The organism is Corynebacterium sp. MSK310, from assembly GCF_030227355.1.
Classification (GTDB): domain Bacteria; phylum Actinomycetota; class Actinomycetes; order Mycobacteriales; family Mycobacteriaceae; genus Corynebacterium; species Corynebacterium rhinophilum.
This window is the reverse complement of the sequence record NZ_JASPFZ010000004.1, coordinates 73,052-99,118: the sequence shown is the minus strand read 5'-3', so window position 1 is coordinate 99,118 and position 26,067 is coordinate 73,052. Positions and strand designations below refer to the sequence as shown.

Sequence of the window (26,067 nt, the reverse complement as noted above, 5' to 3'; positions counted from 1 at the left end):
GGATTCTTTAAAATTTGATTTTGGCATTTATGGCCCCCACACCGCGCCTATTCACGTGATGTTAACCACAATTTAGCCTGTACCCCTAGCGGCGATCGGGTAAACATGTCATGATTCTCTAGTAGCAAAAAGAAAGAGGGCGTAAACCTCTTCTTAACCTGGAGGAAACTTCAGGTAACAACACCGTGAACCATAGGCGGCGGCGACGCTGGCCCGACCTCGAGACCGGGCCCCACTGCTAGCAGACCAGTTCACACACCACCTAAAAATCAAGGTGCTTTCCTGTCCCGCACGGATTGCGCTCGTATTTACTGCTGTCAAAAATTTGTTAGGAGATATCAATCATGGATTGGCGCCACGAAGCCGTTTGCCGCGACGAAGACCCAGAGCTGTTCTTCCCAGTAGGTAACTCCGGCCCTGCCCTTACCCAGATCGCTAAGGCCAAGCTGGTCTGCAACCGCTGCCCCGTCGCTTCTTCCTGCCTCAACTGGGCACTCGAGTCTGGCCTCGACGCCGGCGTCTGGGGCGGCCTGTCTGAAGAGGAGCGCCGCGCCCTCAAGCGTCGCCGCAACCGCGGCCGCGGCCGTTCCCGCGTTTCCGCCTAAAAGCGCGGACCCGGGGAACCTAACCCCCGCCCCAATTTTCGTTTCGGCGCCCTTAGCCGCTACAGTTGAATAAAGTTCAGAAACCCTCAACGAAGGAGTGCGCAATGAGCAAGCGTGGTCGCAAGCGCAAGGATCGCCGCAAGAAGGCCGCTAATCACGGCAAGCGTCCTGGCGCATAACGTACAGCACATATTATAAAGCCCGGTTTCGTACCAGTTCACCTTAAGAACTCGTACGGCCGGGTTTTTAATCTTTCTATTAGAAATCCGACTCTCGGAGCAGTAGCGACCAGGGCGCTCATTTTGGGTTGATACTACTGGTCCATATCGGGACATCGGTCATAGCTTCCCCGAAGTGCACTAATTGAACTCATTTCGTGGTTTCCTTTTGCCGGCTTCCGTTAGCAGGTATAGCGATCGGCGATGGTGGCCCCTGTTACATATGGGTGCCCATCGTCCGTAAGCTGTTCGCCTCAACTACCTCCTCAAGGCGAAAGACACTTGACGACGACGAGTATGCAGGACTAGCCCGAGACTCACCGTGCAAACTGGTAGTAGCCGGAACCCGCACAAACATCGCTCCTCACTACGCCCAAATTGATGGAGTAGAGACATACTAAATCTTGCTGACACCAGAAACCGATTTAGGCGCATAAATATCCTCGGGGCAGCGATTCTCGCCTTCTGCACTTCGACAACGTCTCTGCTGCACCCCACAGAGCCGAATCTTGAATCCTCAGGACACAACAGCCAAATCTTCCTTGTAGAAAAGTGAATGCTGGAATACACTCAATCGTCTAAGAAGACAGCAAAACTGGGGACTGGGCTATATCCGCAACCTGCTTTTCGACAAGACTTTAAATCAATATTCAGGGGCTTGGGTTATACGCCCTGCATAGCCCGAAAGGAACCTAATGTGGCTTGACGGATATCATCAACAATTCGGAAATAGGCTGGAAGACTTCCTTTCAACAACAGTCCCCACGACACTTGCAGAGTTGACGCCTCTTCAGCGCAAGCAGGTCACCGATGGCACAAAAGAGTTTCCCTTCGAGATCGTACTCGAAATCTTAAACTCTAAACACAGCTATGAAGAGAAAGTATCCCGCATCCTCGCTATCAACGGCACATGGATGAATGCGATGTCAGGGAGTCAGTGGGCACTTGGCCCTTTAAATAGCACGGCCTACTCCGAAAGAGTCGGCATAGGCATCAGATGGGGCGAGATCGCTTTTTCACCGTTGCTAAACATCGCAGAAAACCTTATCGATACGTATCCCATCTGGCCGGGCGTACTCATGGAATTTGCTCACATGCAAGAAGACAATCGTGATTACTACCGCCAGCGAATTCAGAAAAACTAGCGCTGGTACCACCAGAGAGGTACCAGCCCAAAAACAGAACCCGTTCTTCAACTATTCGCAGGATGCGTATTTACCAGTCAGGGCTGGACATGACCCCAGAAAATGGACACGTCAGTGTTAGGCCCCTACTATTTGCCTATCCACTCGCATTACGCCCCAGGGCGTGTGGGTAGGGTTTGACTCGCGGGTTGACCGCTGCGAGTGAGATCCTATGGAAATTTTTTCTACAGCACCGCTTCGGCAGAGGGCGCCTGACGGTATGTATGTATGCTTCTGAACTGGAAGAGGAAATACAGCAGTACGAAATGCCTCGACTCTTGTTGCGAGGCGTTCTCAGTTCTAAATGACACTTTTACCAGCGGGATTCGATCTCCGTAATTTCTATCGAGATGCGGCGGCGCAGCGATTGCGGTGCCTTAGCTTGGCCGGCACAGCAATTGCGCACGAGGGAGCGGACGAGCTCTTCGCGCTCTAGTCGTTGCTGGCAAAAATCACATTGGGCGATGTGCTCGCGGATGGCTAAAGCGCGGGCGTAGGTCGTGGATTCATCGAGAAGCTCGCAAAATAGGTTGTGTACCTCAGTGGAGCTACACGCACCACAGTTCTTTCCGGTTGCGCCTTCCATTACTTCTCCTCCATGTCCGGGTGTTCTAATCCAATTCCTTGTTCACGTGCTACGTCCTTCAACGCCTTCCGGAGCATTTTTCTTCCACGGTGCAGGCGAGACATCACCGTTCCCAATGGAGTATCCATGATTTCGGCGATTTCCTTGTACGCTAAGCCCTCCACATCGGAGTAGTAGACCACCATCCGGTAATCCTCCGGCAGGTCATTAATGGCCTGCGAGATGGACCTATCTGGCATCTCTTTAAGCGCTGCCACCTCAGCGGATTCCAACCCGGTGGAATCGTGCCCTGCGGTGGTATAGAGCTGAAAATCACTCAGATCATCGGCAGAAGACTCGGTAGGACGCCGCTTCGCCTTGCGATAGGAGTTGATGTAGTTATTGGTCATGATGCGATAAAGCCATGCCTTCAGGTTCGTTCCCTGCTTAAAGGAATGAAAGGACTTATAGGCCTTCAGATAGGTCTCTTGCACCAAGTCTTCCGCGTCTTGCGGGTTTCGCGTCATGCGCAGCGCGCCGCCATAGAGCTGATCGAGCAGCGGGAGCGCTTCCTTTTCAAAGCGGCGCTGCAGCTCCTTCTCGCTCACTGTTTCTTTAACCACACAATCTATCCTAACGTCTCACGCTAAAATTCCTATATGGCCAAAAAGTCCCCGCATGCCGCTACCCCGGCGCTGAAAGTCATCGAAGATGCCGGAGTCAAACACTCCATATCCACCTTCGAGGCGGGCAAGGATCACTTTGGTGATCACGCCGCGGCGGCCTTAGACGTAGAACCCGAACGCGTGCTGAAAACGCTCATCATTGATCTCACCGCGGGCAAAGGTCCGCGCCGCGAGTTGGCGGTGTGCGTGATTCCCACCACGCACCATTTAAGCCTCAAGAAGGCCGCCGCTGCCCTTGGCGTATCTAAGGCCGCCATGGCGCAGGTGCACGATGCCGAGAAATCCTCAGGCTACGTGCATGGCGGTATTTCCCCGCTCGGACAAAAGAACCCGCTGCCCACGGTGATCGAGGAATCCGCGGTGCTTTTCGATACTGTCTTTATCTCCGGCGGCCGCCGCGGCCTAGATATTGAGCTCAACGCAGAAGACCTCGCGCGCTTGTGCGGGGCTGACTTTACCGATCTACTGGCGGATGAGTAGCTCCGGATAGTCATTAGAGACAGTCCCCACGGCCTTGTCCACAGCGTGGTACTCAAACCCTCGCAGGCCCGTGGGCGCTAGCAGCTCCTTGGCCTCCTCGGCGCTACCCTCGAGCCAGGTGTGCATCTCCTCCGGCGCCAAAAATCGCGGCAACCTGTGGTGCAGCCACTCCATCTCTTCGGTAGCCGCGGTGGTCACGACGGTGGCAGAGAGCCGATCCAACCCGGTATCCCAGAGCCCCGCGGCCCACAGCAGTCCCTGGTCTGGGTGGACGTAGTACGGCGTCTTGGTGGAGCCATCCTTGTGCCACTCGTAATAGCCGTTCATGGGGATAAGGCAGCGCTGGGTTTTAAAGGCGGTGCGAAAAGATGGCTTGCTCGCCACCGTTTCTGCCCGGGCATTAAAAAGCGGCGGGCCATCTAGGTCTTTCTTCCACTGCGGCAAGAGCGCCCACCGCGCGGGATCGACTTCCGCCAGTTCTTCGCGCACGCGCACGATGGGAATGGGCTGGGTCGGGGCAATGTTATATCGCGGCCCGGGCGTGCCCTGTGGGGCGTGGACGTCCTGGATTCCCGGGAGATTACCCACCTCATCGAGGAGGGACTCAGTAAAAAGAACGAATCTTCCGCACATGCCCTCTATTATGGACACTATGTCTCAACCTTGGACCGCCCCGCTGGCTACCAGCCCCGTTACGGGGGAACACCAGGTGCCAGGATCGAAGTCTATTACCAATCGGGCCTTCATCCTGGCCGCGCTGGCAGATTCCCCGTCCATCCTGCACGCCCCACTGGTATCGCGCGATACGCAGTTGATGGAGGACGCACTCAGTGCCATGGGGGTTCGCTTCACCCATGACGGCGCCGATATCCACGTCCAGCCTGGGAAGCTGCACGGTGCCACGGTGGATTGCGGGCTGGCCGGCACGGTAATGCGTTTTGTGCCGCCGGTCGCGGCGCTCGCGGATGGCCCGGTGCGCGTCGATGGCGATAAGCAAGCCTACAACCGCCCCATGTCCACGACGCTGGATGCGCTGCGCAGCCTCGGCGTTGATGTGGAAGGAGGTAGCCTGCCCTTTACGGTGTCCTCCAACGGCGTACCAGAAGGCGGCAAGGTCACCATCGATGCTTCTGGTTCTTCCCAGTTCGTCTCCGGCCTGCTGCTCAGCGGGGCGCGCTTTTCCCAGGGCATTCAACTCACCCACGAGGGCGGCCAGCTGCCGTCCATGCCGCACGTGGAAATGACGGTGGGCATGCTGCGCCAGGCGGGCGTGCGCGTGGATTCTGACGGCACGACGTGGACGGTGCACGCCGGCCCCATTGCCGGGCGCGAATGGTTCATCGAGCCGGATCTCTCCAATGCCACGCCATTCCTCGCCGCAGCGGCGGTAACCGGCGGGCGCTTGACCATCAAGAATTGGCCGGCAAATACCACCCAGCCAGGCGATGCCATCCGGCAGATCCTGCTGGATATGGGTGTGATGGTAACCCAGGAGCACAATAGCGTGACCGCAGTGGGCAACCCTGCGGGAAAGATGCAGGGCATCGAGCGCAATATGGGCGATATCGGGGAGCTTACCCCCACCGTTGCGGCCCTGTGTGCGCTCGCGGAAACGCCGTCGCGACTCACAGGCATCGCCCACCTGCGCGGCCACGAGACCGACCGTTTGCAGGCGCTCGCAGCGAATATCAATGCACTGGGCGGCAGGGTCACCGAGCTTGACGATGGCCTAGTGATCGAACCCGCCGAACTTCACGGCGGCGATTGGCCGTGCTATGCCGATCACCGCATGGCCACTGCCGGCGCCATTCTGGGTTTGAAGGTCCCTGATATCCAGATTGAGGATATTTCCACCACCTCCAAGACTTTGCCCGGTTTCGCCCGCATGTGGGAGACGATGTTACACCCCGACCAACAGTATTTACATGGCTAGACGTTTCGGTTCCTTTGATGAATCTGATGTGCGCGTGCGCCCCGGCAAGGGCTCGCGCCCGCGCACCAAGGATCGGCCCAAGCACAAAAATGCCAAATACGGCATGGTAATCACCAAGGACCGCGGGCGGTGGGGCGTTGCGCTTGACGATGGCCCCCAAGTCACCGCCATGCGCGCCCGCGAGCTGGGCCGCACCGCCATCGAGGTCGGTGACCGCGTCGGCGTGGTTGGTGATACCTCTGGTGCCAAGGACACGCTGGCGCGCATCGTCAAGCTGGCGGATCGCACCTCCGTGCTGCGCCGCACCGCCGATGACACGGATCCGTATGAGCGCATCGTGGTGGCCAATGCCGATCAATTGCTGATCGTTTCCGCCGTGGCAGACCCTCCCCCGCGATCCGGCTTTGTCGAGCGCGCCTTGATTGCCGCGTTCGTGGGCAACCTCCACCCCATCTTGTGCCTGACCAAGACGGATCTCGCAGATCCAACGCCGTTTGCAGAAGAATTCGCCGACCTAGATGTCACGGTAGTCGAAGCCGGAGTCGAGGATGGCCTAGATGCCGTGCGCGCGCAGGTAGATGGCCATATTACCGCGCTCATCGGGCATTCCGGGGTGGGCAAGTCCACGCTGGTCAACCGGCTAGTTCCAGATGCAGAAAGGGAAACGGGGGAAGTATCGGGCATCGGCAAGGGCCGGCATACCTCGACGCAATCGGTGGCCCTCCCCTTGCCCACCGACGCTCCAGGAACCGAATCTCAGGGCGGCTGGATCATCGATACGCCGGGCATTCGCTCCTTCGGGCTGGCGCATGTGGACGCGGATACCGTCCTTGGCGTTTTCGAGGACCTCGCCGCGGCTATTGAGGAGTGCCCGCGCGGCTGTACGCACGCTGGGCCACCGGCGGATCCTGAATGCGGGCTCGATGATCCAGAGGTCATTCCCGAGGGCACCGCTACCGCCCGCCGCCGCGATGCGGTACGCGGGCTACTACAAGCCCTGCGCACCAACGTGGAGTGGGAAAATTAGCGCGGCTTAGAGCAATTCCACGAGGAACGGCAGCTCCGTTGGGTGGTAGAAGGCCATGAAGTTATCCAGGGCATCACCCACCGCGAGCTCCGCATCCTCATCGCCCAGGTCCGCGGAATCGATGGCTTCGATGGCCTTGGCGGTTGCCTCTTCGGATTCTTCAATATCCACGTGAATGGCGGCGAGGTTATCGGTGCCAAACTGCGCTGGCTGGAGCTCTACCACCGGCTCACCCATATCTGGGCGCGGGGTGACTGCAGTGTCGTCAACGTCGATGGAAATGACCACGCGCCGGTGCGGGAACTTCTCCTCGTCCCCAATGGTCAACAGGCGCAGCGAGGCCATAGAGGCCTCAAGGAAGGCGGAGTAGGCGATCTCTTCTTCATCGCCTGCGGTATAAAAATCCCGCAGAGCCGGGGTAACCATGAAACCCCAACCGGAACGCGCCGCGAGCGTTCCGGTTTCTGCGAGCTCCGCCAGCATGGCATAGGTCGCCGGAATATAGACGCGGGCTTCAGCCACTAAAATTCCCCTTCAATATCGAATACGGCTTGAATTTCTACAGAAACGCGGTCGAAGCTGGTGTACAAGAAACCGATCATTCCGGCATCGACGGCGGCGCGCACGTTAAGGATCGAATCATCGACCATGACGCAATCGCTCAAGGGCAGCTCGAGGGCATCGGCAGCCGCTTGGAAGGCCGCAACCTCCGGCTTTTCCGCCCCGATTTCTCCAGACAACACCACGGCATCAACGTTGCCGCGATAATCCCACTCGCGAATGTGCTCGGCTCCGGAACCACCCGGGTCATTAGACAGAATAGCGGTTGCGGCACCATTTGCCTTCGCCGCAGACAGCAGAGCCTTCCAGCGGCGATTGTCCTCTTCAGCGCCATCGAGGACGCCGACATAGTCAATGATGAGACCACGCATAATTTTTAATCCTTCAGTACACGAATACTTTGTAACTCCCGAAAGTATAGCGAACTGCGCTTATATTCTCGCCCGCCTCATACAGGAAACTGCCAGAAATAGCGCGCGCAGCGCCCCCATGAGATAATTATCACGCGTTCGCCTCCCTGCCCTTTTTGCAGGAGCACTCATTTCACCATGTATGAGCCCATTCCCGGCTACTCTCATCTCAAGCTATACATCGCCCCGCACCGCATCCATTACGGCCGTCTGCCCACGACGGCAGAGGTAGCCGCTCAGCACCATATCCAAGCCTCGGTCGTCTTTATCCTTGAGGTCGCCGCCGGCTACCGCCCGCTGGCACACCTTAATTCTCCGCGCTTTTCGGATTCCATCCGCCTGCATATCGGCTCTTGGGTACACCGGCGAAAAAGCCCCTACGACACCGATACCCTGCGCCTTACCAGCCTGCACGCGCGGCCTAATGGCGAATACTTCGGTTCCGCGGTCATCGGCACGCACCGTCACGCCTTTACCGGCTCCGCCACGGACCAAGGGCTACGCTCGTTTCGGCTGCTCTAAAACTAACAGCGCCCCTCCCGCTTCCCCACCGCGCGAGGGCGGGGAGGAAGAGGAAGGGGTGCAAAAGAGCGCGGAGATTTTATGCCTCTACGGTTTCTTGGCCTGCAGGACCAGAGCCCGAGTCACCGCCGGATTCTTGGTTTTCTTCCTGCTGCTTGAACTGCTTGCGCAGCATAAACAACTGGCGCACGGTTTCTTCCTTCACGCCTTCATTCATGGCATTGAACATATCGCCACCCTCCTTCTGGTATTCCACCAGCGGGTCGCGCTGCGCCATCGCGCGCAGGCCGATGCCCTCCTTGAGGTAGTCCATCTCATAGAGGTGCTCGCGCCACTTCTGGTCAATAATCGGCAGAATCACCATGCGCTCGGTATTGCGCATCTGCTTGTCGCCGCCGATGGCAGAAACGGCTTCCTCCAGCTTGTCGTACTCCTGGTTCGCGTCGGTGACGAGGGCATAGCGCAGCTGCTCCGCAGTGAGCTCGCCTGGGGAACCGTACTCGGAGCCTTCCACGAGTTCCTCCGGGGACATCGTGGGGCCGTAGAGCGCCTCAAGGGCGTTCCAGAGTTCCTCGAGGTTCCAGTCTTCGACATAACCGGTGGCGGTAGCACCCGCGACGTAGGCAGAGACCGTGTCATCGATCATGGTGCGGATATCGTCCTTGATGTCATCGGCATCGAGGATGGAATAGCGCGTGGAGTAGACCACCTTGCGCTGCTCATTGAGCACCTCATCGTACTTCAACACGTTCTTGCGCATCTCGAAGTTTTGATTCTCCACCTGCGCCTGGGCGCCCTTAATGGAGTTCGAGACCATCTTGGCCTCGATGGGGACATCATCAGGCACGTTGAGGCGGTTCATCATGTGCTCCATAGACTGGCCGACGAACCGCACCATCAACTCATCGCGCATGGACAGGTAGAAGCGGGTCTCGCCCGGGTCACCCTGACGGCCGGTACGGCCGCGCAGCTGGTTATCAATGCGGCGAGACTCGTGGCGCTCGGTGCCCAAGACATAGAGCCCGCCCGATTCGCGCACCTCATCACCCAAGCGCTTCGAGCGCTCTTTCTCACCGTCGATCTCGGCTTCCCAGGCCTCCTGGTACTTTTCCTCATCCTCAAAGGGGTCGAGGCCGCGTTCGCGCAGCTTCTCATCGAGAATGACTTCCGGGTTACCGCCGAGCACGATATCGGTACCACGACCGGCCATGTTGGTTGCCACGGTCACGGTGCCGGGGCGGCCCGCACGGGCAATGATCTGGCCCTCTTCTTCGTGGTGCTTGGCGTTGAGCACGTTGTGCTGCACGCCGCGCTTGCTAAGCAACTGCGACAAGTATTCGGAGCGCTCCACAGAGGTGGTACCAACCAAGACCGGCTGGCCGTTTTCAACGTGCTCTGCAATATCATCAACCACCGCGGCAAATTTTGCCTCTTGCGTCTTGTAAATGCGGTCCGAGTGGTCGGTGCGCTGGTTCGGCTTATTGGTAGGAATAGGAACCACATCCAGCCCATAGATGGAATGCAGCTCCGCGGCTTCCGTTTCCGCAGTACCGGTCATGCCGGAAATTTTTTCATAGAGACGGAAGAAGTTCTGAAGGGTAACCGTCGCCAGCGTCTGGTTTTCGTTTTTGATCTCCACCTGCTCCTTGGCCTCAATGGCCTGGTGCATGCCTTCGTTATAGCGACGTCCTGCCAAAACGCGGCCGGTAAAGCCATCCACGATCATCACTTCGCCGTTGCGAACGATGTAGTCCTTATCGCGGGTAAAGAGCTCCTTGGCCTTCAACGCGTTATTGAGGTAGGAAACCAACTGGGAGTGCTCCGGCGCGTAGAGGTTATCAATGCCGAGCTGATCTTCGACGTATTCCACGCCCTCTTCCAAGACGCCGATGGTGCGCTTTTTGTGGTCCACTTCGTAGTGGATGCCCTCGCGCATGCGCGGCGCCAGCTGGGCAAAGACGCCGTAGAACTGGGAGGAGCCATCAACCGGGCCGGAGATGATGAGTGGGGTACGGGCTTCATCGATAAGAATCGAGTCCACCTCATCCACGATGCAGAAATTGTGTCCGCGCTGAACTACATCATTAAGGGTGCGCACCATGTTATCGCGTAGGTAATCAAAGCCCAGCTCATTATTGGTGCCGTAGGTGATGTCGCAGTCATAGGCTTCCTTGCGCTCTTGCGGGCGCATTTCTGCCAAGATTACGCCCACGGAAAGGCCCAACCAGCGGTGCACACGACCCATCATCTCGGCGTCGCGCTTGGCCAAGTAGTCATTGACCGTGACAATGTGTACGCCCTCGCCCTCCAAAGCGTTGAGGTAAGCGGGCAACAAGGAGGTCAGGGTCTTACCCTCACCGGTACGCATCTCTGCAACATTGCCAAAGTGCAGGGCGGCGCCGCCCATGATCTGCACGGGGTAGTGCTTTTGCCCTAGGACGCGCCAAGCGGCTTCGCGGACGGTAGCAAAAGCATCGAGCAAGATGTCGTTCTTTTCTTCGCCATCCTTGAGGCGAGTTTTGAACTCGTCAGTCTTGGCCTTTAGCTCATCGTCCGAAAGCTCCGCGTACTGATCCTCGAGTGCAATTACATCGTCTGCAATCTTGCCCAGGCGCTTGACCGTACGGCCCTCGCCCGCGCGCAGCAGCTTGGAAAGTCCAAACACTATTCGTTAGTCCTTCTTATCGCGACACATTCGTTAACTTCCCGCAATTGTACTCACGCTGCTGGCCTTGTCGCGTTCTACCCGCCCTTAAACGATAGTGATTCCACACTAAGAGCACTAAGAAAACAGATAACTCACAGCATGACAAATCCCCCTTCCCCACCTCATCGAGCAATAGCCCGATTGGTAGGAAGGGGGAATAAAGAGGTTTAGCGCTCTAGGCGGGCGCCGGAGGCTCTAGCCCTCTGCATCCTCAGACAAGGAGATGATGCCGTAGTCGAAAGCGTGGCGGCGGTAGACCACGGATGGCTTGTTGTTTTCCTCATTGACAAAGAGGAAGAAATCGTGACCAACCAGCTCCATCTCACTCAAGGCATCGTCCACGCTCATCGGGGTGGCCGGGTGTTCCTTGGTGCGCACGATCTGGCCGGGGCGAACATCCTCGACGGTCTCGGCATAAGGATCAACCAAGCGCTCTTCCTTGGCGCGCTGTGCTTCTGCCTCCGCAACCATCTCGGCGGCGATTTCGCCGGTGCCCTTCTGTGCGCGGTGGCCGCCCTTGACGTATTCACGGCGCACCTTCACCTTGCGCAGGGAGCGTTCCATCTTCCCCATCGCGGTTTCCAGCGCTGCGTAGAAGGAGTCTTCCTTAGCCTCTGCGCGGGCGATGTGGCCTTTACCGGTCGCAGTGATCTGGATGCGGTCGGACTCTGCTTCGCGGCGTGGGTTTGGCTCGTGCTGCAACTCCACGTGGAAGAAGGTCAATGTGGGATCAAGGCGTTCAATCTTGGCCAGCTTTTCATTGACGCGCTCTTGGAAGTGTTCCGGAACTTCAACGTTACGGCCCGTAATCGTTACCTGAGCATTATTTGGCTGGGACATTGAGATGCCTCCCTTTGGTAGTGGGGACTAGAAACAATCACAGTAACTGTTCCTCTGTGACACCTTTAATAATACCAGTGGTTATGACCTGATGGCATTAGGGGGTAACACCGTGCACCCTACTGTGTGATGTACCTTAAGCATCTGCGAAGGCCAATGCCCCATAGACTGTGGCGCCGGCGGCGCGTAGGGCCGCCATACTGGCCGCAAGGGTGGCGCCGGTGGTTATAACGTCATCGACAAGCAGCGCCGGCTTACCGTTCACTGGGGCGCAAACCCCCACTCGCCCCTGTAGATTCGCCCATCTATCCTGCGCATTGAGCTCAGATTGATCCTCGGTATTCGCGCCCATGATAAGCGCCTCCCGCACCTGCAGGGACCGTTGCCGGCGCGCCGCACCCTGGCACACGGCCGTCACGGGATCGCCGCCGCGCCTGCGCGCAGAGCGGCGACGAGTAGGTGCCGGCACTAGGCACAGCTCGCGGGGAGTCTCGCCGCGGGCAGCCAAGTGCGCCACGCCCGCGGCCACCACCGCACCGATATAATCGCGCACCTCCCTATTGCCCTGTTCCTTCATGCTGATGATGATATTGCGGCGAATATCGGAATAGGGCCCTAGGGCAAATACCGGTGCTCCCAAAAGCCGCGGGCGGCTTACCAGGTAAGGAGGCTGGCGCAGGTGCTCCCGGCACTGCGGGCACAAGACATGTCCGGGCGCGCGGCACCCCGCACACGCACGCGGAAAAATCAGTTCTCGCAGGCTCACTGCGCGCCACCGCCCCATCCCCCGAAAGGCCTTTGCGGCGGCGCCACCTAGAGCGCAACCGCCTTCTAATCGGACACGATAGGCGAAGAACGCCGACCCTGCAGGCCAGGCACCTCGCGCCAGTTCACCTCATCGACAACCGTGGCGGGAAGTTCCAACATGGCATGGGAATCCGTTATATAAAGCTTTGACGGCGAGGTCGCCACTGCGACTACCGGGGCGGTGATATTACCCGTCGGCATGGTAGAAGCCGAAGAACCATCCTGCTCGATGCGCCATACCGGCGACTGCCCAGAGGACGTACCCACGATGAGCGAGCCATCATTATTCCAATCCAGCGATAATGCCGATCCGGAAACCTCTGGACCCACCTCGCGGGCATTAACAATGCGCTTCTCGCCGCTGCTGGATTGGGCCACCGCGGCGATATAGACGTGTCCATCAATGATCATCGCCGCGCGTGCACCGCTATGGGAGAGGCGAATAACGGAGATTTCGCCTTCGATCTCGTCAATGCTGCGGGCATCGACCTCGGATTCCGAAATCCGCCCGGTAGTCTTGGAGCGCACGACGCGCACGATGCGGTCACCATCGACCACCGTCCAGGCTGCTTGCCCGTTGAATTCAAAGGTGGGCCGCGCCAACGTCTTGCCGTCGACCGAGTCCTGCATGACCGAGCCGATTTCGCCCATCTGCAGCTTGAAGTCACCACTAGACTTCCGGCTGACCGCCGCAATCATGCCGGATTCGGTGACATCGACTGACTGCACATTGCCGCTCGAGCCCAAGGCACCAGTGATCGGCTCGGCCACCCCACTATCGATTTCCAGCACGTTGCCCTCGTTCAAGGCGTACAGCGTGGACAGGGAATTGCTATTGATCTTGGGGTTATAGTCAGCAAAATCATCCACGCTGACTGTATCCATGCCTTCCACCAAGTTGCTGCCATCGGCCTTGACCTTAAAGGGGCCGATATGCCCGGCATCGGAAAGCGTCCAGACCAATTGCGCGGCAAAGCGGGTGCGGTCATTTTCATCCAGATCTGACAAGCCCTCGAACTGGTAGCCGTTTTCATTGTCGTAGCCAGCAAAGGTGACCTTTTCATCCGCTGCCCGGCGGGTAGCCGGGGCGATGCTGCTGGATGGGCCTTCCATCAAGAGGGTAATCAGCGTGGACTCGGATTCTTCGCTGCCTTTATAGAGCCACCGGCGATCCGGGACGAGGACGTCATCGGTTTGTTTATAAAAATAGAGCGATTGCGGGGTGTAATGATTGCGCAGCTCATTGCGCTCAATAACCAATCCTGCCGGCAGCCCGTTAATAAGCCACTGGTCATCCACCATTTTCATATCGATGGTAGCTTCGTAGCCTTCATTTTCCGGCACATACGCCCCACCGGATTTAAGCCGTCCAATGATGGTGCCCCGCACATTAAATGAGCGCACATCCTCCGCTGTGTTTTGTTTCTTATCGGGCGCGGTCACAATATCCAGGCTATCGACCACCATGACATCGCCCGAGGCATCCCACGCCCCGCGGGCGGTCTCCGTGAGGAATCCACGGGCCGCATCGTGATCATTGGTGGGAACGGCCGCAGCGCGGTAAAAATCGCGCAGGGTAAGGTCCGGGTCTGCTCCCACCTCTGGGGCAATGACTTCTTCCGGGCCATCGGGCTGATTGTGGTAGGTGCCTACGACCTGAGGGCTCGTATCGTGCGGCAAGGTTGAGCAACCGGTAACAAAGCACAGCACCGCCACCGCGCCCACTGCGGTGCTCCGCCGCCACAATCCGTTGCGTACGACCGAATTCATTTATATATCCCCCTTAAAATCTGGCGCCTTATAAGAGCGCCTCTCTGGCGACGCGGCCCCGCGATTGTGCTCGCGTTCTGAGGGCCACAGGATGCCGTCACCATCTGACTCGGCTGCGTCGGCGGAGTCATCGTCGATGCCAATTCCACGGCCCACCACTGAGCTATTGCTTGGCGATGCCCCACCAGCGGACACTCCGCCCTTATCTTCTGCTGCACCATCCTCCGTTGCATCAGCTTCCGCTTCCCCAGCTTCCTCGGTACTAATATCCGCGTTACTAGCATTCGCGGCGCCAGTTGCGCCGCTGGGGTCGGCGGTAGCAGGGGCATCGGAAAGCGCAGCGTGTCCAGAGTCTGAAGCTGTGCCTGGGGCACCTGGAATCTCGCGGGAGATGGGCTCATCACCAATCTCGGTATTCGGCTCGCGCGGGATGATGAGGCGGAAACGGGAACCATAGCCGAATACGCCAAAGGCATCGAGCGTGCCGCCATGCAGGGCTGCATCCTCGCGGGCGATGGCAAGGCCTAGCCCGGTGCCGCCGGAGTGGCGCTTGCGGGAAGAATCCGCGCGCCAGAAACGGTTGAATACTAGTTCTTCCTGCCCGGGTTTCAGGCCCACGCCGTGATCCGTAACAGCCACACCGACAGCCTTATCCGTGGTGGCAATATCGATCACCACGGGTTTGCCCTCGGAGTGGTCGATAGCATTGGCTAAAAGGTTGCGCAGGATACGCTCGATCCGGCGCGAATCGGCCTGGATGGTAATCCGCTCGTCCGGCATATTGCGAACGACCTCCACGTCGAGCTTTTGGGCCAGGTGCTCGACCTGGCGGTAGGCAGCATCCACGCAGGAGCGCAGGTCGATGGCCGTGGTGGATAGATCCGCCACGCCGGCATCGTGGCGGGAAATTTCTAGCAGATCCGCGAGCAGTTCCTCGAAGCGGTCCAGCTCCCTGGACATGAGCTTGGAGGCGCGCTGGGCGCCCGCGGGCAGACTATCGGCCTCGGATTCAATGAGGTCTGCGGCCATGCGCACGGTGGTAATGGGGGTGCGCAGCTCATGGGAGACATCGGACGTGAATTGCCGCTGCAAATCGCCGTATTCCTCCAGCTGCGCAATCTGGGAGGACAATTTATCCGCCATATTATTAAAGGAAGCGGCAAGGCGGCCCATCTCATCGTCCCGGTCCACGGCCATGCGCTCCTTAAGGTGGCCCGCGGCTAGGCGTTGGGCAATGCGGGACGCGGACTTAATCGGGGTAATGACCTGCTGGGTAGCCAACCAGGCAATGCCCACCAACAAGACCACGACCACCACGCCGGCAGCAGAGAGCAACCCGCGCATAAGCGCCATCGTGGATTCTTCCGACTCCATGGAAAGGGCCAGGTAGACCTGCAAATTCGGAATCTCTGCATCAGTGGGAGTGCCCACCATGAGCGCATTATAGTAATCGCCATTGCCGCGCGGGACAGGGTAATACTGCTGCGCAATCTGGTCCTGGCCCACCATCTGCCGCATTTGTTCCGGCACCGGGAAATCCTCCGGCGAGGTGGTGATGGATCCATCTTGGTTTTCCACCACGATGACGGGTTCATATACGGCCTGCGCATCGCCTTGTTGTGCAGAGAGCTGATCCAAGGAAGCGCGCGCGGAATTGATGCGCACCTGCACCGAGTTTGCCGAGCTGGTGGCATCGATTTGCTGCTCCACCGCCGTGCGGGCGCGCTCGAGTTCCTGCAGCGCCACGTCTTCTTTTTGGGATACTAACCGCTGGGTCAGCACGGAGACCAAGGCATAGGCCAAGATGATCATGACCACCGAGGAGGCGACCACAATCATGCCGATAACGCGCGCCTGCAATGAGGTGCGCAGCGTATCTACTATGGCGTCACGAATGCGCCGCACGCGGTCCAGAATTCTGATGTTTCCTTACTCCCCGGCACCGGCCTTGCCGGTCTTATACCCCACGCCGCGCACCGTCAGCACGATCTGCGGATCTTCCGGATCGTGCTCGATCTTGGCGCGCAGGCGCTGCACATGCACGTTAACCAAACGAGTATCGGAGGCATTGCGGTAGCCCCAGACGGATTCCAGCAGCGATTCGCGAGTATGCACTTGCCCCGGGTGGCGCGCCATTTCCAGCAGGAGATCGAACTCCAGCGGGGTCAGGTTTAATTCGGTGCCATCGGTACGGCGCACCGTGTGTTCCGGCACGTCGATGACCAGATCGGCAACCTCAAGGGTTTCCGGTTCCGCGGAGTCAGTGCGGCGCAGGCGCGCCCGAATGCGGGCGATGAGCTCTTTCGGCTTAAAGGGCTTGGTGATGTAGTCATCCGCGCCAGATTCAAGGCCTAAGACCACATCCACGGTATCGGTCTTGGCGGTAAGCATGACAATGGGCACCGCGGATTCGCGCCGGATGGTGCGGCAGATATCCACACCATTCATACCCGGCAGCATGAGGTCCAAAAGGATGAGATCCGGTTCGTGCTGGCGGAAGGCAGGAACGGCATCGTTGCCATCCATGACGGGGACGGGATTGAGTCCCTCAGATTCAAGGACAATGGTCAGCATTTCCGAGATCGCTGGATCATCATCCACAACCAAAATCGTTGGCGCCACGTTTTAATCTCCTACAAGGTCATCTATTGCTGCCGTAATAGTATCCGCATCGGCGGTGGCGATCCAGCGCCCGCCCCACCCGGACTCGACTAGGCGCCGGTAAGCGGCGGCGGTGCGCTCCTGCAATCCCCCATCGCGTTCATAGTGGTCGCGCTCGCGGGTGGAATCACTGGCGGCTCGGGACTGCGCTCTTGCCGATGCCACCTCCACCGCCGTATCCACATACACCTGCAGGTCTGCTTGTGGCAGGCCCAAGGTGCCAAATTCTAGGTCATAGACCCATTGGAAGAGGCTATCGTCGCGCAACCGGGCTGCGGAATAGGCAGCGTTGGAGGCTACATAGCGGTCTAAGATCACTACCTCGCGCGTTTGCTTCGCCGCCAGCAATTCCTCTTTTACCCCAAAGCGGTCGAGGGCGAAAAGCGTGGCCATACCGTAGGCCGAATCCGTAAGGTCGCCCATCTTTCCGTAGAGCGCCTCGCGCGCAAGCTGCGCGTGGATGGAGGTCTCATAACGCGGAAAGGAAACGGTTTTTACTGGGACTTGGAGGGCGTCCCGCACTGCGGTCGCAAGTGTATTTTTTCCGGCGCCATCAATGCCTTCAATGCTTATAAGCATGGTGAGATATGCAGAATCCTTTCTGCTCCTAGGCGGCGCCAGCGGCACCGAGGGAGGTGGGTTTTAAGAAAGCGCCTCGATAAACGGTTCCACGTCGTAGTCTTCTTCGACGGTATCCAGGATCTCAAGGGCATTTTCGGTCAGGGTATCGTCAACGGTTCCCACCAAGTCCCTAATATAGGGGTAGTCTTCAACGGTTTCGCTGGCGCTGAACGGCGCGCCTGCCCAAATGGCGGCGATCGTGGCCGCAGCGTGGGCGTTGAGCTGTTCTTCCTCGGTTAAATCGTTCTTGCTGCGAGCCACCTCGCAGGCATCCTGTACTGCGCGGATTACCCCTTCTTCATCGAGGTTTGCCAATTCATCTAGAAAATCCACGTTGAGATCGGTGCTAAAAATCTCTTCGTCCCAGCTGCTCATTTCTCACTCCTTCGACGGGTTTAGCGCCATTTATACACGCTTTTGCGGCGCAGAAAAATCGGGCATGAAAAGGATTGCATTGAAAATCCACTTTCCCATTTGAGCTTTGTTCACATATCACGGATTCTAAAGGCTGTCGCGAAAATTCCAATGCATGATACTCTCGTTATCAACTTGTTACCCACCCTATGTAACTAAGAAAGGAGAGCACGATGAAGCCAGATTCACGTCGCGTGTACGTGTTCATCGTGCTCGGCCTTATCGCCGCCGTCGTCGTGGGAGTGGGCGTGTGGCGCATGAGCACGCCGAGCGCCCGTTACTCCAACGCCGCGAATGAGTCCCCTACCTCTAGCGTGGCACCAAAAAATACTTCCGCTGAAGAATCGACGACATCGTCGACACATAAGAAGCCTTCGCCGGAAAACTCCACCTCCGCAGAGTCTAATTCAGGCGCTGGTGAATCGGACCATCAGCGCCCGCAATCGACGGACCCATACTTGGCGCCCAATGCCGTCACGCATCCCCACGCGGCTACCCGCCCTACCAAGGTGTACCGCCCCGGAAATGTCTACTCTCCAGACGCTTCCGCTAATAACGCCCCGTCCGCCCAGGGCGGCCAGGCTCCGCAGAATGGTAACGGTGCCGGCACCATGCAGGCAGCGCCGGATAATCCCAGCAAGCCGGATAACTTAGCACCGTCTTTCCCGGCACCAAGCTCACCAGCTCCATCTTCTGCTCCAAGCGAGGGGAAGCCAGGTCAAAGTGAACAGGGTGGAGAGTCCGGAAAACCGGTAGAGCCCGCCGGATCCGATAACCCGGAGTCGCCATCAACGCAGGCCCCACAAAAGTCATATACCAACGGGAGCGCGCAGCGCACCCCGTCTGCTCGTAATGCCACCACAGAGGATCACGGTGCGGGAACGAGCGCGCCTTCTAGCGCACCGCAGGCGAAAAATAAATCCCACGCCAAGCCGGAAGCAACCGGGAAGCCTGCCACTACGCAACAGACGGGAAACCAAGAGCCCACGGATCTCCCGGCAACGGGAAGCTCTGCCGCGGGATCTTCCGCTGCGCGCTAAGTCCTCTATGCGGCTAGCGCAACTGGTACCAAGGAGTTAGCCTCGGCCCAAATGCCGCCAACACCTAAAAGTGCCCCCTTGCTGGGATTTTCTAGCAAGGGGGCACAGTTATAAGACCTATTAGACTCGGGCGACGAATAATTGCGCCGTGCGGTCCTCAGGACTTGACTCATGTACAGCGTGAGCTTGGGCGGTAACCACACCATCGGAGGCCGGCAGCCATGCGGCTTGGCCCGGAGAAAGGATCAATTCCTCGCCTGCGGCATTGCGAAGGTTAAGGGAACCAGCGGTGCACAAGGCGATGGTGGGGCCGTCATAATCGAGGTCGACGGAAGAATCGGGCCCGAGCTCGGCGCGATCAAGCAGAAATTCATCGATGGGCACCGGATAGGACCAAGCCTCGGCACCATGGACGTTATCCTGGTCCCGCTTATCTTTTTGCTGCACCCGCGGCTCATTGGCGGCCGCATAGGTCAGGACCTTCACCAACTCCGGCACATCCACGAATTTCGGGGTCAATCCGCCGCGCAAGACGTTATCGGAATTGGCCATTATTTCTACGCCAAGTCCGGAGACATACGCATGGAGCTGCCCGGCGTCGAGGTAGACGGCCTCACCTGGGGCAAGCTCGATGTGGTTGAGCAAGAGCGCGCCAAGCACGCCAATATCGCCAGGATAGCGGTCATTCAGGTCCACCACCGTAGCCATGACCCGCGCCTTCCAATCCTTCGGGTCGGCGGAAATCAGGCGCTCGCCGGCGGCAATGATGGCCTTAATAAGCTCCTTGCGCTTGGCCGAAGGGATGGTAATCCACGTGGTGAAAAGCACCCGGAGGTTGGCGGATTCGGAGGATTCCGCGGGGTCATCGTCAAGCATGGCAAGATAACGCTCAAGCTCTGGGCACTCCAAGGCGGCAAAGAGCTCGCGGGTTTGTGCTAGGGGACGGAACCCGGCCATGGCGTAGAAATCCGAGAGCGCCACGATAAGTTCCGGCTTGTGGTTATCGTCCTTGTAATTGCGATTTGCGGCCTGCAGGGCAATACCCGCCTCGTTTTCGCGGGAGAAGCCCTCTTCGGCCTGCTCCTTGGAGGGGTGGGCCTGCAAAGATAGCGGGTCTTCGGCGGCGAGAATCTTCAACAAAAACGGCAGTTTTTCGCCGTATTCTTTGTAGACTCGCGTACCCAACTGGCCTTCTGGATCCTCCGCAATCACCTCGTTGAGAAGCTGGCCTTCCACCGTGGAAGGATCACCGGGGTGGGCACCAAACCAGAGTTCAGCTACCGGCTTTCCTGCGGCTTCTTCGCCCCGCAGCTCAGGGATGAGGGTGCGTGATCCCCAGGAATAGTTGCGGATTGCGCCTTCCAGTAATTGCATATATTTCTATCCTTTAGAAATCTCGTAGGCGGTCGCGGCAAAACTCCGCGTAATAAGCTGCAGCGAGCGGGCAAGGTGCCCTAGGCCCGGTTCCGGGTCGGTGCTGCGGACTGCAAGCGAGTCGGGCAGGTTCGCCTCTTCCTGCCCCCAGAAAATCACTTTTAAGGGTATCAAAGGTGCCTCCGCGCCAGCACCGTCGATAAAGGGATCGTAGAAAAGGTCATCGGCCGGCGTGGACGCCGTGCTGGATTCGGCGCCTCGGTCGAGTGCGCCACTCAGGTCAGCGGGCTCGACGAAGGTCCCGGGCAGCCCGTGCACGGCCCAGATAGTCGCGGCCATGCGGGCGACCAGGGTATCGATGTGCACGCGCTCGCGGCGCTCGGCATATGCATAGGGATCGATAACGCAAGAATGGATAATCCGCGCAACCTCTGCGTATTCGCGCAGCTGCCGTCCCGGATTGATGGCATCATCGCGCTCTGGAGAAAGCTGCTCGATTTCGCGGTCCACGGCGGCGGCGAGGTCCTCTAGCTCCTCGCGCACCGCATGCGGGGAGGTATGCACGATGCTGCACAGCGCGTATAGGGCCGTGATAAATCGCGCCGGCGAGCAGCCCTCTGCGGTGGGAAGCGACGGGGCAATCAGGGTGTCCTCTGGGCAATCCTCTACCAAGGGACCGCTTGCCGGGCCCACCAGAATTGTGGTGGCGCCGCGCTGGCTCGCGGCAATGAGTGCGCGGGAGGCCCAATCGCATTCTGCGGGCTCGCCCACTGCCACGACGATATCGAGCGCGCCCACGTACTGCGGCAGCGATTCCGTCACCACCAGCGGGATGCGCAGCGGTTCGGCCAAGCCGACGCCGAGGTGCGCTGCCTCGCGGGCGATGGCGTCGGTGGGTAATATGACCAAGGAGCGCGGGTTGAGCCCGTTTAAGATTTCACCCCAGCGCTCCACTTGCCCGGCGAGCAGACGAATCTGCGCACCCTCGTGGGCGACATCAAAAAATCGCACCGTTTCGGTGTCATAGGTGGAACCATCAGTGAAACCGTTATCCATATCGCTCTAGCATAGTCGGGCTCCCACTAAGATGGTGCGGCATGACGTCAGCACAGATTCATCCCGTATCCCTTATCGGTGGCGGCCCCGGCGCGTGGGACCTGATTACGGTTCGCGGCATGCGCGCCTTACAGGAGGCCGAGGTCATCTTGACCGATCACCTAGGCCCTGCCCCGCAGTTGGATAAGCTCTGCGATATTTCCGCAAAGGAGCTTATCGATGTCTCCAAGCTGCCCTACAAGAAGTCGATTACGCAGGACAAGATCAATGAGCTGCTCATCGAGCATGCCCAAGCCGGGCGGAAGGTGGCGCGGCTCAAGGGCGGCGATCCTTTCGTGTTCGGCCGCGGCTTTGAAGAGGTACAGGCCCTAGCCCAGGCATCTATCCCCACCACCGTGATCCCGGGAGTGACCTCCGCTATTTCCGTGCCTGCAGGCATTGGCATCCCCGTCACCCAGCGCGGCATGGTCCACGGCTTTACCGTCGTATCGGGCCACCTGCCTCCGGGGCACGAGAAGTCCCTCGTGGATTGGCACGCCCTGGCCCAATCCGGCGCGACCTTATCCATTATCATGGGCGTGAAAAATGCCCCGGCGATTGCCAGGGCATTGCAAGACGGCGGGCTTGCTGGGTCGACGCCGTGCGCGATTATCCAGGAGGGCACCCTGAACACGCAGCGGGAATTTCGCTGTGAACTAGCGCAACTTGCGCAGACGATGGAGGATCATAATGTCTCCTCCCCCGCCGTCTATGTCATTGGCGAGGTTGCCGGCCTCGGCCCAGCCGGGGATTAGGCCTTATCCGCCTGCGGTGCGGAGTCCTCCACGATGCTCACGTCCTTGGAGGCACCGGCCGCGTTGTGCGCAAAGCCTGCGGCATGAAATTCCGCGTGTGCCTTGGTCTCGGCGTTCTCGGCTTCCAGCTCCCTTACGCGAGCAGCCCGGGTAGCCCGCGCGCCGTGGATGGTAGCGGAAATACCCACGACGAGAATCATGACCATGAGCAGCGGGGAGACGAAGCCCGGCACCGTCAGCCCGAAGTAGGTTTCTAGCCCGCCTAAGACCTTGCCGATATTCAGCGCCACGATAGCCGTACCCACGAGGCCACCGAGGACGACCGGCTCAATCCGGGAAATCACCCATGCCGCAATCGGCGCGGCAATGGAACCACCGATGAGCAGGGCCAACACGGCGGAGAGGTTGGCGACGATATCCTGCCACAATCCAACGACGAAGCCGAGGGTGGCGCCCAGTGTGACCAGGAATTCGGCGGTATTTACCGTGCCGACGATGCGGCGAGGCTGCTCGCGGCCAATTGCCATAAGCGTCGAGGTAGACACCGGACCCCAGCCGCCGCCACCGGTGGAGTCAACGAAGCCGCCAACAGAACCGAGCCCGATCAAAAATGGGGTGGAATGGCTGCGTTTTTGTACGAACTTCGCCCGGCGCGGGCGGGAAAAGCGCCAGATGAGGTTGCTGCCGATGGCCACCAGGATGAGCGCGGTAATGGGAGCGGCCGCATCGGTGGAGATATTGGAGAGCACGGTGGCGCCGATAAACGCCGCGATGGCACCCGGCACGCCCAGCCGGAAGACGGTTTTCCAATCCACATTGCCAAAGCGGGCGTGGCTGAGGCCAGACATTGCAGTCGTCCCCAGTTCCGCGGTGTGGACTACGGCGGAGGCTTGGGCGGGTCCCAGGCCCGCCAGGAGGAGGATGGTGGTTGAGGTAACGCCGAAGCCCATGCCGATGCCGCCATCGACAAGCTGGGCGGCCGCACCGGCCACGGCGATTAAAATAAGGGTTAGCATGGAACACCGACCTCCTGGGCGATGTGATAGTGAGCAGCAACGATGCCAGCGAGATCGGTACCAAGAACGGGATCGACGGTGACATTGCTGGGGGTAGATGACAGTGGTTTAAGAAGCAGTCCTGCGGTAACAAACAGCGGGATAACCCGCATTCGCGCAGTGCTTCTTGCCAATGCATGAATGTCATTGCTGCCACCGCGGGTGGCGAACGCGGCCGTGGCGGGTACACCGGTGAGCTGGGATACCCGAGCGGCGAGCCGGTGGATGGAGTCATTGGCCGCAGCATCAGAGGAACCAACGGAGTAGATGACGTGGTGGGTATCCCCAGACCTGGCGCGTGCGGCGAGCACCGCCGCCAATTGCGCTTCTGCGGCTTCCCGCCTGCCCACATCTCGTACGGCACGCCCTCCGCCTAAGCACTCACCTTGCACCAAGCGCAGGCCTGAAGCCTGTTCGGCCGCAGCGATAACGCGGGGAACGTCAACGCGCTGGTGGTAACCCTGCGTAAAGAGCAATGGAATGACTACGGCCGTATCCTCCCCGCAACGAGCGAGATCGACCGCAGCGGCGGTGAGATCGGGAGTATTGAACTCCAGGTGCGCCGCACGATAAGCCGGTCGGCCTGGTATCGCGGCGGCAGCGGTCTGGGTGAGCCGTTCAATGCCGGCGGCGGCGCCCGAGTGGCGCGAGCCGTGGGACAAGGTAATGAGTGCGGTCATGGTGCATCCTTAATCCACTGGAGCCGTGGAGTGTCCGCGGCGGGCTAGGGAGCGCTGCAGGGCCTCAGTGGAAGAGACTGCTGGGGCCGGTGCTACGGGGGCATCATCTTGTCCGTGGAAGCGGACCGAAAATACGCGCAGGCACTCCTGGCAATTCCAGGCAAAGTCGTCTTCTTCATCGGGGAAAAGATCAGTGCCGGCGCAGTACGGGCAAAAGGTGGGGTGATTGCGATTGGGATTAGGTTTTCGGCGAAAATTCACTGCAGATCTTCCTCCTCGGCGCGCAGTACCCAGTGGCGGAACTGCTCGCCTTCTTCGCGTTGTTCCTTGTATTTATTGACCAGCCGGATGACGTAGTCCGGTACTTCATCGGCCACGACCTTGTGACCGCGGAGCTTGCGGCCCCAGTCGGGGGAAAGGCCGAGGGCGCCGCCCAAGTGGACTTGGAATCCCTCGACGCGGTTGCCATCGGCATCGGTGACGATCTGGCCCTTGAGCCCAATATCGGATACCTGGGAGCGCGCGCACGCATTCGGGCAGCCGTTTAATGCGATGGAAATGGGTACATCCAAATCCCCCAGGGTGTCTTCGAGGATGTCCACCAATTCGATGGCACGGGCCTTCGTGGTCACGTGCGCCAACTTGCAAAATTCCAGACCAGTGCAGGAAATGACGCCGCGGCGAAACTCCGTGGGCTGGGAATACAGGCCCGTTTCATCCAGCGCGCGCGAGAGCGCCGGAATATCGTCTTCCTCCACATCGAGGAAGAGCAATTCCTTCATCGGGGTGGTACGGATGCGCGAGATGCCGAACTTTTCTGCCACATCAGCAATGGCAATGAGCTGTTCGCCCGTTGCATGGCCCACGGTGGGTTTCACGCCAACGTAGAACTTGCCGTCCTTTTGCTTGTGCACACCTAGGTGATCGCGGCTGCCGGGATTGACCTCGAGCGGGATGCCATCGGCCAGCGGCTTGTCCAAGTACTCCTCCTCGAGCACTTGGCGGAACTTTTCGATGCCCCATTTAGCCACCAAGAACTTCAGGCGCGCGCGATTGCGGTTGCGGCGGAAGCCATAGTCGCGGAAGATGCTGACCACGCCGGCCCATACTTCCGGAACGCGCTCGAGTGGCACCCACGCGCCTAATGACTGCGAGAGCATGGGGTTGGTGGACAGTCCCCCGCCCACGAAGCAATCGAAGCCGGGCCCATATTCGGGGTGGTTGACGCCTACGAAGGCAACGTCTTGAATTTCGTGCGTAACGTCCTGGCGCGCATTGCCGGAAATAGCGGTTTTGAACTTGCGGGGAAGGTTATGGAACTCCTCGCGCGGTAAGTAATTATTCTTGATTTCCTCGATAGCTGGGGTGGCATCGATAATCTCATCTTCAGCCACTCCCGCGACCGGCGAGCCCAAAATGACGCGGGGCACATCGCCGCACCCCATCAAGGTGCCCAGGCCCACGGATTCGAGTTTGTCCCAGATGGTGGGTACGTCTTCGATCTGAATCCAGTGCAGCTGGATATTCTGCCGGTCTGTAAAGTCCGCGGTAGAGCGAGCATAATCGCGCGAGATTTCTCCCACCGCGCGCAGCTTGGCCGGATCAGCACGGCCGCCATCGAAGCGCACGCGCATCATGAAGTATTCATCTTGCAATTCTGCATTGGACAGCTTGGCGGTCATCTCCCCACCCAAGTTCTGATTGCGCTGCGTATACAGCCCCAACCACTTAAAGCGCGGCGCTAAATCCTCCGGTGGGATAGAGGAAAATCCCTGCTTGGAGTAGATGTCTATTACGCGCTGCTTGGCTGAGAGACCACCATCGTCCTGCTTGATGGCCTCATCGTTATTCAACGGTTCCTTACCGTCAATTTTCCACTGGCCCTCGGGCTTATTGGCGCGTGGCTTGCGTTTGGTCGTCGTTGCGGTAGCCATAATGTGGTGTAGACCTCCCTTTCAAAGCGTTGAAGGAAAACCTACCCGTCTACAGATCGCAGACAAAGCGGTCTGTTTTATTTTCACCCTCGCCAGCGCCGTGACCAGCGCATTAAAGGCATT

28 protein-coding genes are annotated in these 26,067 nt (G+C 59.0%); 9 read left to right on the top strand and 19 right to left on the bottom strand.

Annotated features, from left to right (window positions below; translation table 11 throughout):
* The first annotated feature begins 344 nt into the window (after positions 1-344).
* From QP891_RS05115 to QP891_RS05110, 3 genes are all read left to right on the top strand, one after another.
* The gene (locus QP891_RS05115) at positions 345-605 is read left to right on the top strand and encodes a WhiB family transcriptional regulator (RefSeq protein WP_005277545.1); all 261 of its coding nucleotides are present in this window, start codon (positions 345-347) and stop codon (positions 603-605) included.
* A gap of 104 nt (positions 606-709) precedes the next feature.
* A complete protein-coding gene (locus QP891_RS11965; RefSeq protein WP_369707509.1) occupies positions 710-784 on the top strand; it encodes a 50S ribosomal protein bL37 in 75 nt (24 codons plus the stop codon).
* A 734-nt stretch (positions 785-1,518) separates the two neighbouring features.
* On the top strand, positions 1,519-1,968 hold the full coding sequence (locus tag QP891_RS05110) for a hypothetical protein (protein WP_284770014.1): 450 nt from the start codon (positions 1,519-1,521) through the stop codon (positions 1,966-1,968).
* A 352-nt stretch (positions 1,969-2,320) separates the two neighbouring features.
* Here QP891_RS05110 and QP891_RS05105 read toward each other — a convergent pair whose 3' ends face one another.
* Both QP891_RS05105 and QP891_RS05100 read right to left on the bottom strand, forming a co-directional pair.
* Complete coding sequence (locus QP891_RS05105; protein WP_239269419.1) at positions 2,321-2,593, bottom strand: anti-sigma factor; 273 nt, start codon at positions 2,591-2,593, stop codon at positions 2,321-2,323.
* Positions 2,593-3,195 carry a sigma-70 family RNA polymerase sigma factor gene (locus tag QP891_RS05100; RefSeq protein WP_239269418.1) on the bottom strand — a complete coding sequence of 201 codons (603 nt, stop codon included), beginning with the start codon at positions 3,193-3,195 and terminating at the stop codon, positions 2,593-2,595. Before QP891_RS05100 ends, QP891_RS05105 begins: the two co-directional genes overlap by 1 nt.
* 36 nt (positions 3,196-3,231) lie before the next feature.
* Between QP891_RS05100 and ybaK the strand changes: the two genes are divergently transcribed.
* Complete coding sequence (gene ybaK, locus QP891_RS05095) at positions 3,232-3,738, top strand: Cys-tRNA(Pro) deacylase (protein ID WP_284770015.1); 507 nt, start codon at positions 3,232-3,234, stop codon at positions 3,736-3,738.
* On the opposite strand, the gene QP891_RS05090 is transcribed toward ybaK, so the two are convergent.
* Complete coding sequence (locus QP891_RS05090) at positions 3,721-4,371, bottom strand: SOS response-associated peptidase (protein ID WP_284770016.1); 651 nt, start codon at positions 4,369-4,371, stop codon at positions 3,721-3,723. The two genes, ybaK and QP891_RS05090, sit on opposite strands and share 18 nt — an antisense overlap.
* On the opposite strand from QP891_RS05090, the gene aroA reads away from it, so the two are divergent.
* Both aroA and rsgA read left to right on the top strand, forming a co-directional pair.
* The gene (gene aroA, locus QP891_RS05085; RefSeq protein ID WP_284770017.1) at positions 4,370-5,671 is read left to right on the top strand and encodes a 3-phosphoshikimate 1-carboxyvinyltransferase; all 1,302 of its coding nucleotides are present in this window, start codon (positions 4,370-4,372) and stop codon (positions 5,669-5,671) included. The genes QP891_RS05090 and aroA overlap by 2 nt on opposite strands.
* On the top strand, positions 5,664-6,698 hold the full coding sequence (rsgA, locus tag QP891_RS05080; protein WP_284770018.1) for a ribosome small subunit-dependent GTPase A: 1,035 nt from the start codon (positions 5,664-5,666) through the stop codon (positions 6,696-6,698). The genes aroA and rsgA overlap by 8 nt, the downstream gene beginning before the upstream one ends.
* A 6-nt stretch (positions 6,699-6,704) precedes the next feature.
* On the opposite strand, the gene QP891_RS05075 is transcribed toward rsgA, so the two are convergent.
* Both QP891_RS05075 and QP891_RS05070 read right to left on the bottom strand, forming a co-directional pair.
* The gene (locus tag QP891_RS05075) at positions 6,705-7,220 is read right to left on the bottom strand and encodes a DUF6912 family protein (protein WP_005277532.1); all 516 of its coding nucleotides are present in this window, start codon (positions 7,218-7,220) and stop codon (positions 6,705-6,707) included.
* Positions 7,220-7,630 carry an HAD-IA family hydrolase gene (locus QP891_RS05070; RefSeq protein ID WP_284770019.1) on the bottom strand — a complete coding sequence of 137 codons (411 nt, stop codon included), beginning with the start codon at positions 7,628-7,630 and terminating at the stop codon, positions 7,220-7,222. The genes QP891_RS05075 and QP891_RS05070 overlap by 1 nt, the downstream gene beginning before the upstream one ends.
* Before the next feature lie 177 nt (positions 7,631-7,807).
* Between QP891_RS05070 and QP891_RS05065 the strand changes: the two genes are divergently transcribed.
* A complete protein-coding gene (locus QP891_RS05065) occupies positions 7,808-8,191 on the top strand; it encodes a hypothetical protein (protein WP_284770020.1) in 384 nt (127 codons plus the stop codon).
* 79 nt (positions 8,192-8,270) lie between these two features.
* Here QP891_RS05065 and secA read toward each other — a convergent pair whose 3' ends face one another.
* The 8 genes from secA to QP891_RS05025 form a co-directional block, all read right to left on the bottom strand.
* Positions 8,271-10,856, bottom strand: coding sequence for a preprotein translocase subunit SecA (gene secA, locus QP891_RS05060; protein ID WP_284770021.1), 2,586 nt, complete (start codon positions 10,854-10,856; stop codon positions 8,271-8,273).
* A 237-nt stretch (positions 10,857-11,093) separates the two neighbouring features.
* The gene (hpf, locus tag QP891_RS05055) at positions 11,094-11,738 is read right to left on the bottom strand and encodes a ribosome hibernation-promoting factor, HPF/YfiA family (RefSeq protein ID WP_023025625.1); all 645 of its coding nucleotides are present in this window, start codon (positions 11,736-11,738) and stop codon (positions 11,094-11,096) included.
* Positions 11,739-11,874: 136 nt separating this feature from the next.
* Positions 11,875-12,504 (bottom strand): ComF family protein, encoded by a 630-nt coding sequence (locus QP891_RS05050; RefSeq protein ID WP_284816980.1) that lies wholly within the window; start codon positions 12,502-12,504, stop codon positions 11,875-11,877.
* Between the two features lie 65 nt (positions 12,505-12,569).
* The gene (gene lpqB, locus QP891_RS05045; protein ID WP_284805875.1) at positions 12,570-14,315 is read right to left on the bottom strand and encodes an MtrAB system accessory lipoprotein LpqB; all 1,746 of its coding nucleotides are present in this window, start codon (positions 14,313-14,315) and stop codon (positions 12,570-12,572) included.
* Positions 14,316-16,154: an MtrAB system histidine kinase MtrB gene (gene mtrB, locus QP891_RS05040; RefSeq protein WP_410758206.1), complete on the bottom strand. Its 1,839-nt coding sequence runs from the start codon at positions 16,152-16,154 to the stop codon at positions 14,316-14,318. It lies immediately after the preceding gene.
* Positions 16,155-16,244: 90 nt separating this feature from the next.
* Complete coding sequence (mtrA, locus tag QP891_RS05035) at positions 16,245-16,937, bottom strand: MtrAB system response regulator MtrA (RefSeq protein WP_284770025.1); 693 nt, start codon at positions 16,935-16,937, stop codon at positions 16,245-16,247.
* 3 nt (positions 16,938-16,940) lie between these two features.
* A complete protein-coding gene (locus tag QP891_RS05030; protein WP_284770026.1) occupies positions 16,941-17,555 on the bottom strand; it encodes a dTMP kinase in 615 nt (204 codons plus the stop codon).
* A gap of 63 nt (positions 17,556-17,618) precedes the next feature.
* Positions 17,619-17,972, bottom strand: coding sequence for a DUF4259 domain-containing protein (locus QP891_RS05025; protein ID WP_023025612.1), 354 nt, complete (start codon positions 17,970-17,972; stop codon positions 17,619-17,621).
* 212 nt (positions 17,973-18,184) lie between these two features.
* On the opposite strand from QP891_RS05025, the gene QP891_RS05020 reads away from it, so the two are divergent.
* Positions 18,185-19,051 carry a hypothetical protein gene (locus tag QP891_RS05020; protein ID WP_284770027.1) on the top strand — a complete coding sequence of 289 codons (867 nt, stop codon included), beginning with the start codon at positions 18,185-18,187 and terminating at the stop codon, positions 19,049-19,051.
* Between the two features lie 120 nt (positions 19,052-19,171).
* Here QP891_RS05020 and manA read toward each other — a convergent pair whose 3' ends face one another.
* Positions 19,172-20,425, bottom strand: coding sequence for a mannose-6-phosphate isomerase, class I (gene manA, locus QP891_RS05015; RefSeq protein WP_284770028.1), 1,254 nt, complete (start codon positions 20,423-20,425; stop codon positions 19,172-19,174).
* A gap of 6 nt (positions 20,426-20,431) precedes the next feature.
* A complete protein-coding gene (locus tag QP891_RS05010; RefSeq protein ID WP_284816977.1) occupies positions 20,432-21,481 on the bottom strand; it encodes an exopolyphosphatase in 1,050 nt (349 codons plus the stop codon).
* 41 nt (positions 21,482-21,522) lie between these two features.
* Here QP891_RS05010 and cobA point away from each other — a divergent pair, with 41 nt between their 5' ends.
* Entirely contained in the window at positions 21,523-22,275 is a 753-nt protein-coding gene (cobA, locus tag QP891_RS05005; protein ID WP_284781762.1) for a uroporphyrinogen-III C-methyltransferase, read from the top strand.
* Here the strand turns inward: cobA and QP891_RS05000 are convergent.
* From QP891_RS05000 to QP891_RS04985, 4 genes are read right to left on the bottom strand one after another with little or no spacing between them, the layout of a single operon-like run.
* Complete coding sequence (locus tag QP891_RS05000) at positions 22,272-23,291, bottom strand: sulfite exporter TauE/SafE family protein (protein WP_284770031.1); 1,020 nt, start codon at positions 23,289-23,291, stop codon at positions 22,272-22,274. The two genes, cobA and QP891_RS05000, sit on opposite strands and share 4 nt — an antisense overlap.
* Positions 23,285-24,010, bottom strand: a complete 726-nt coding sequence (locus tag QP891_RS04995) for a sirohydrochlorin chelatase (RefSeq protein WP_284770032.1) — start codon at positions 24,008-24,010, stop codon at positions 23,285-23,287. Before QP891_RS04995 ends, QP891_RS05000 begins: the two co-directional genes overlap by 7 nt.
* Positions 24,011-24,019: 9 nt before the next feature.
* Positions 24,020-24,271: a hypothetical protein gene (locus QP891_RS04990; RefSeq protein WP_005277497.1), complete on the bottom strand. Its 252-nt coding sequence runs from the start codon at positions 24,269-24,271 to the stop codon at positions 24,020-24,022.
* A complete protein-coding gene (locus QP891_RS04985) occupies positions 24,268-25,944 on the bottom strand; it encodes a nitrite/sulfite reductase (protein WP_284770033.1) in 1,677 nt (558 codons plus the stop codon). Before QP891_RS04985 ends, QP891_RS04990 begins: the two co-directional genes overlap by 4 nt.
* Positions 25,945-26,067 lie beyond the last annotated feature (123 nt).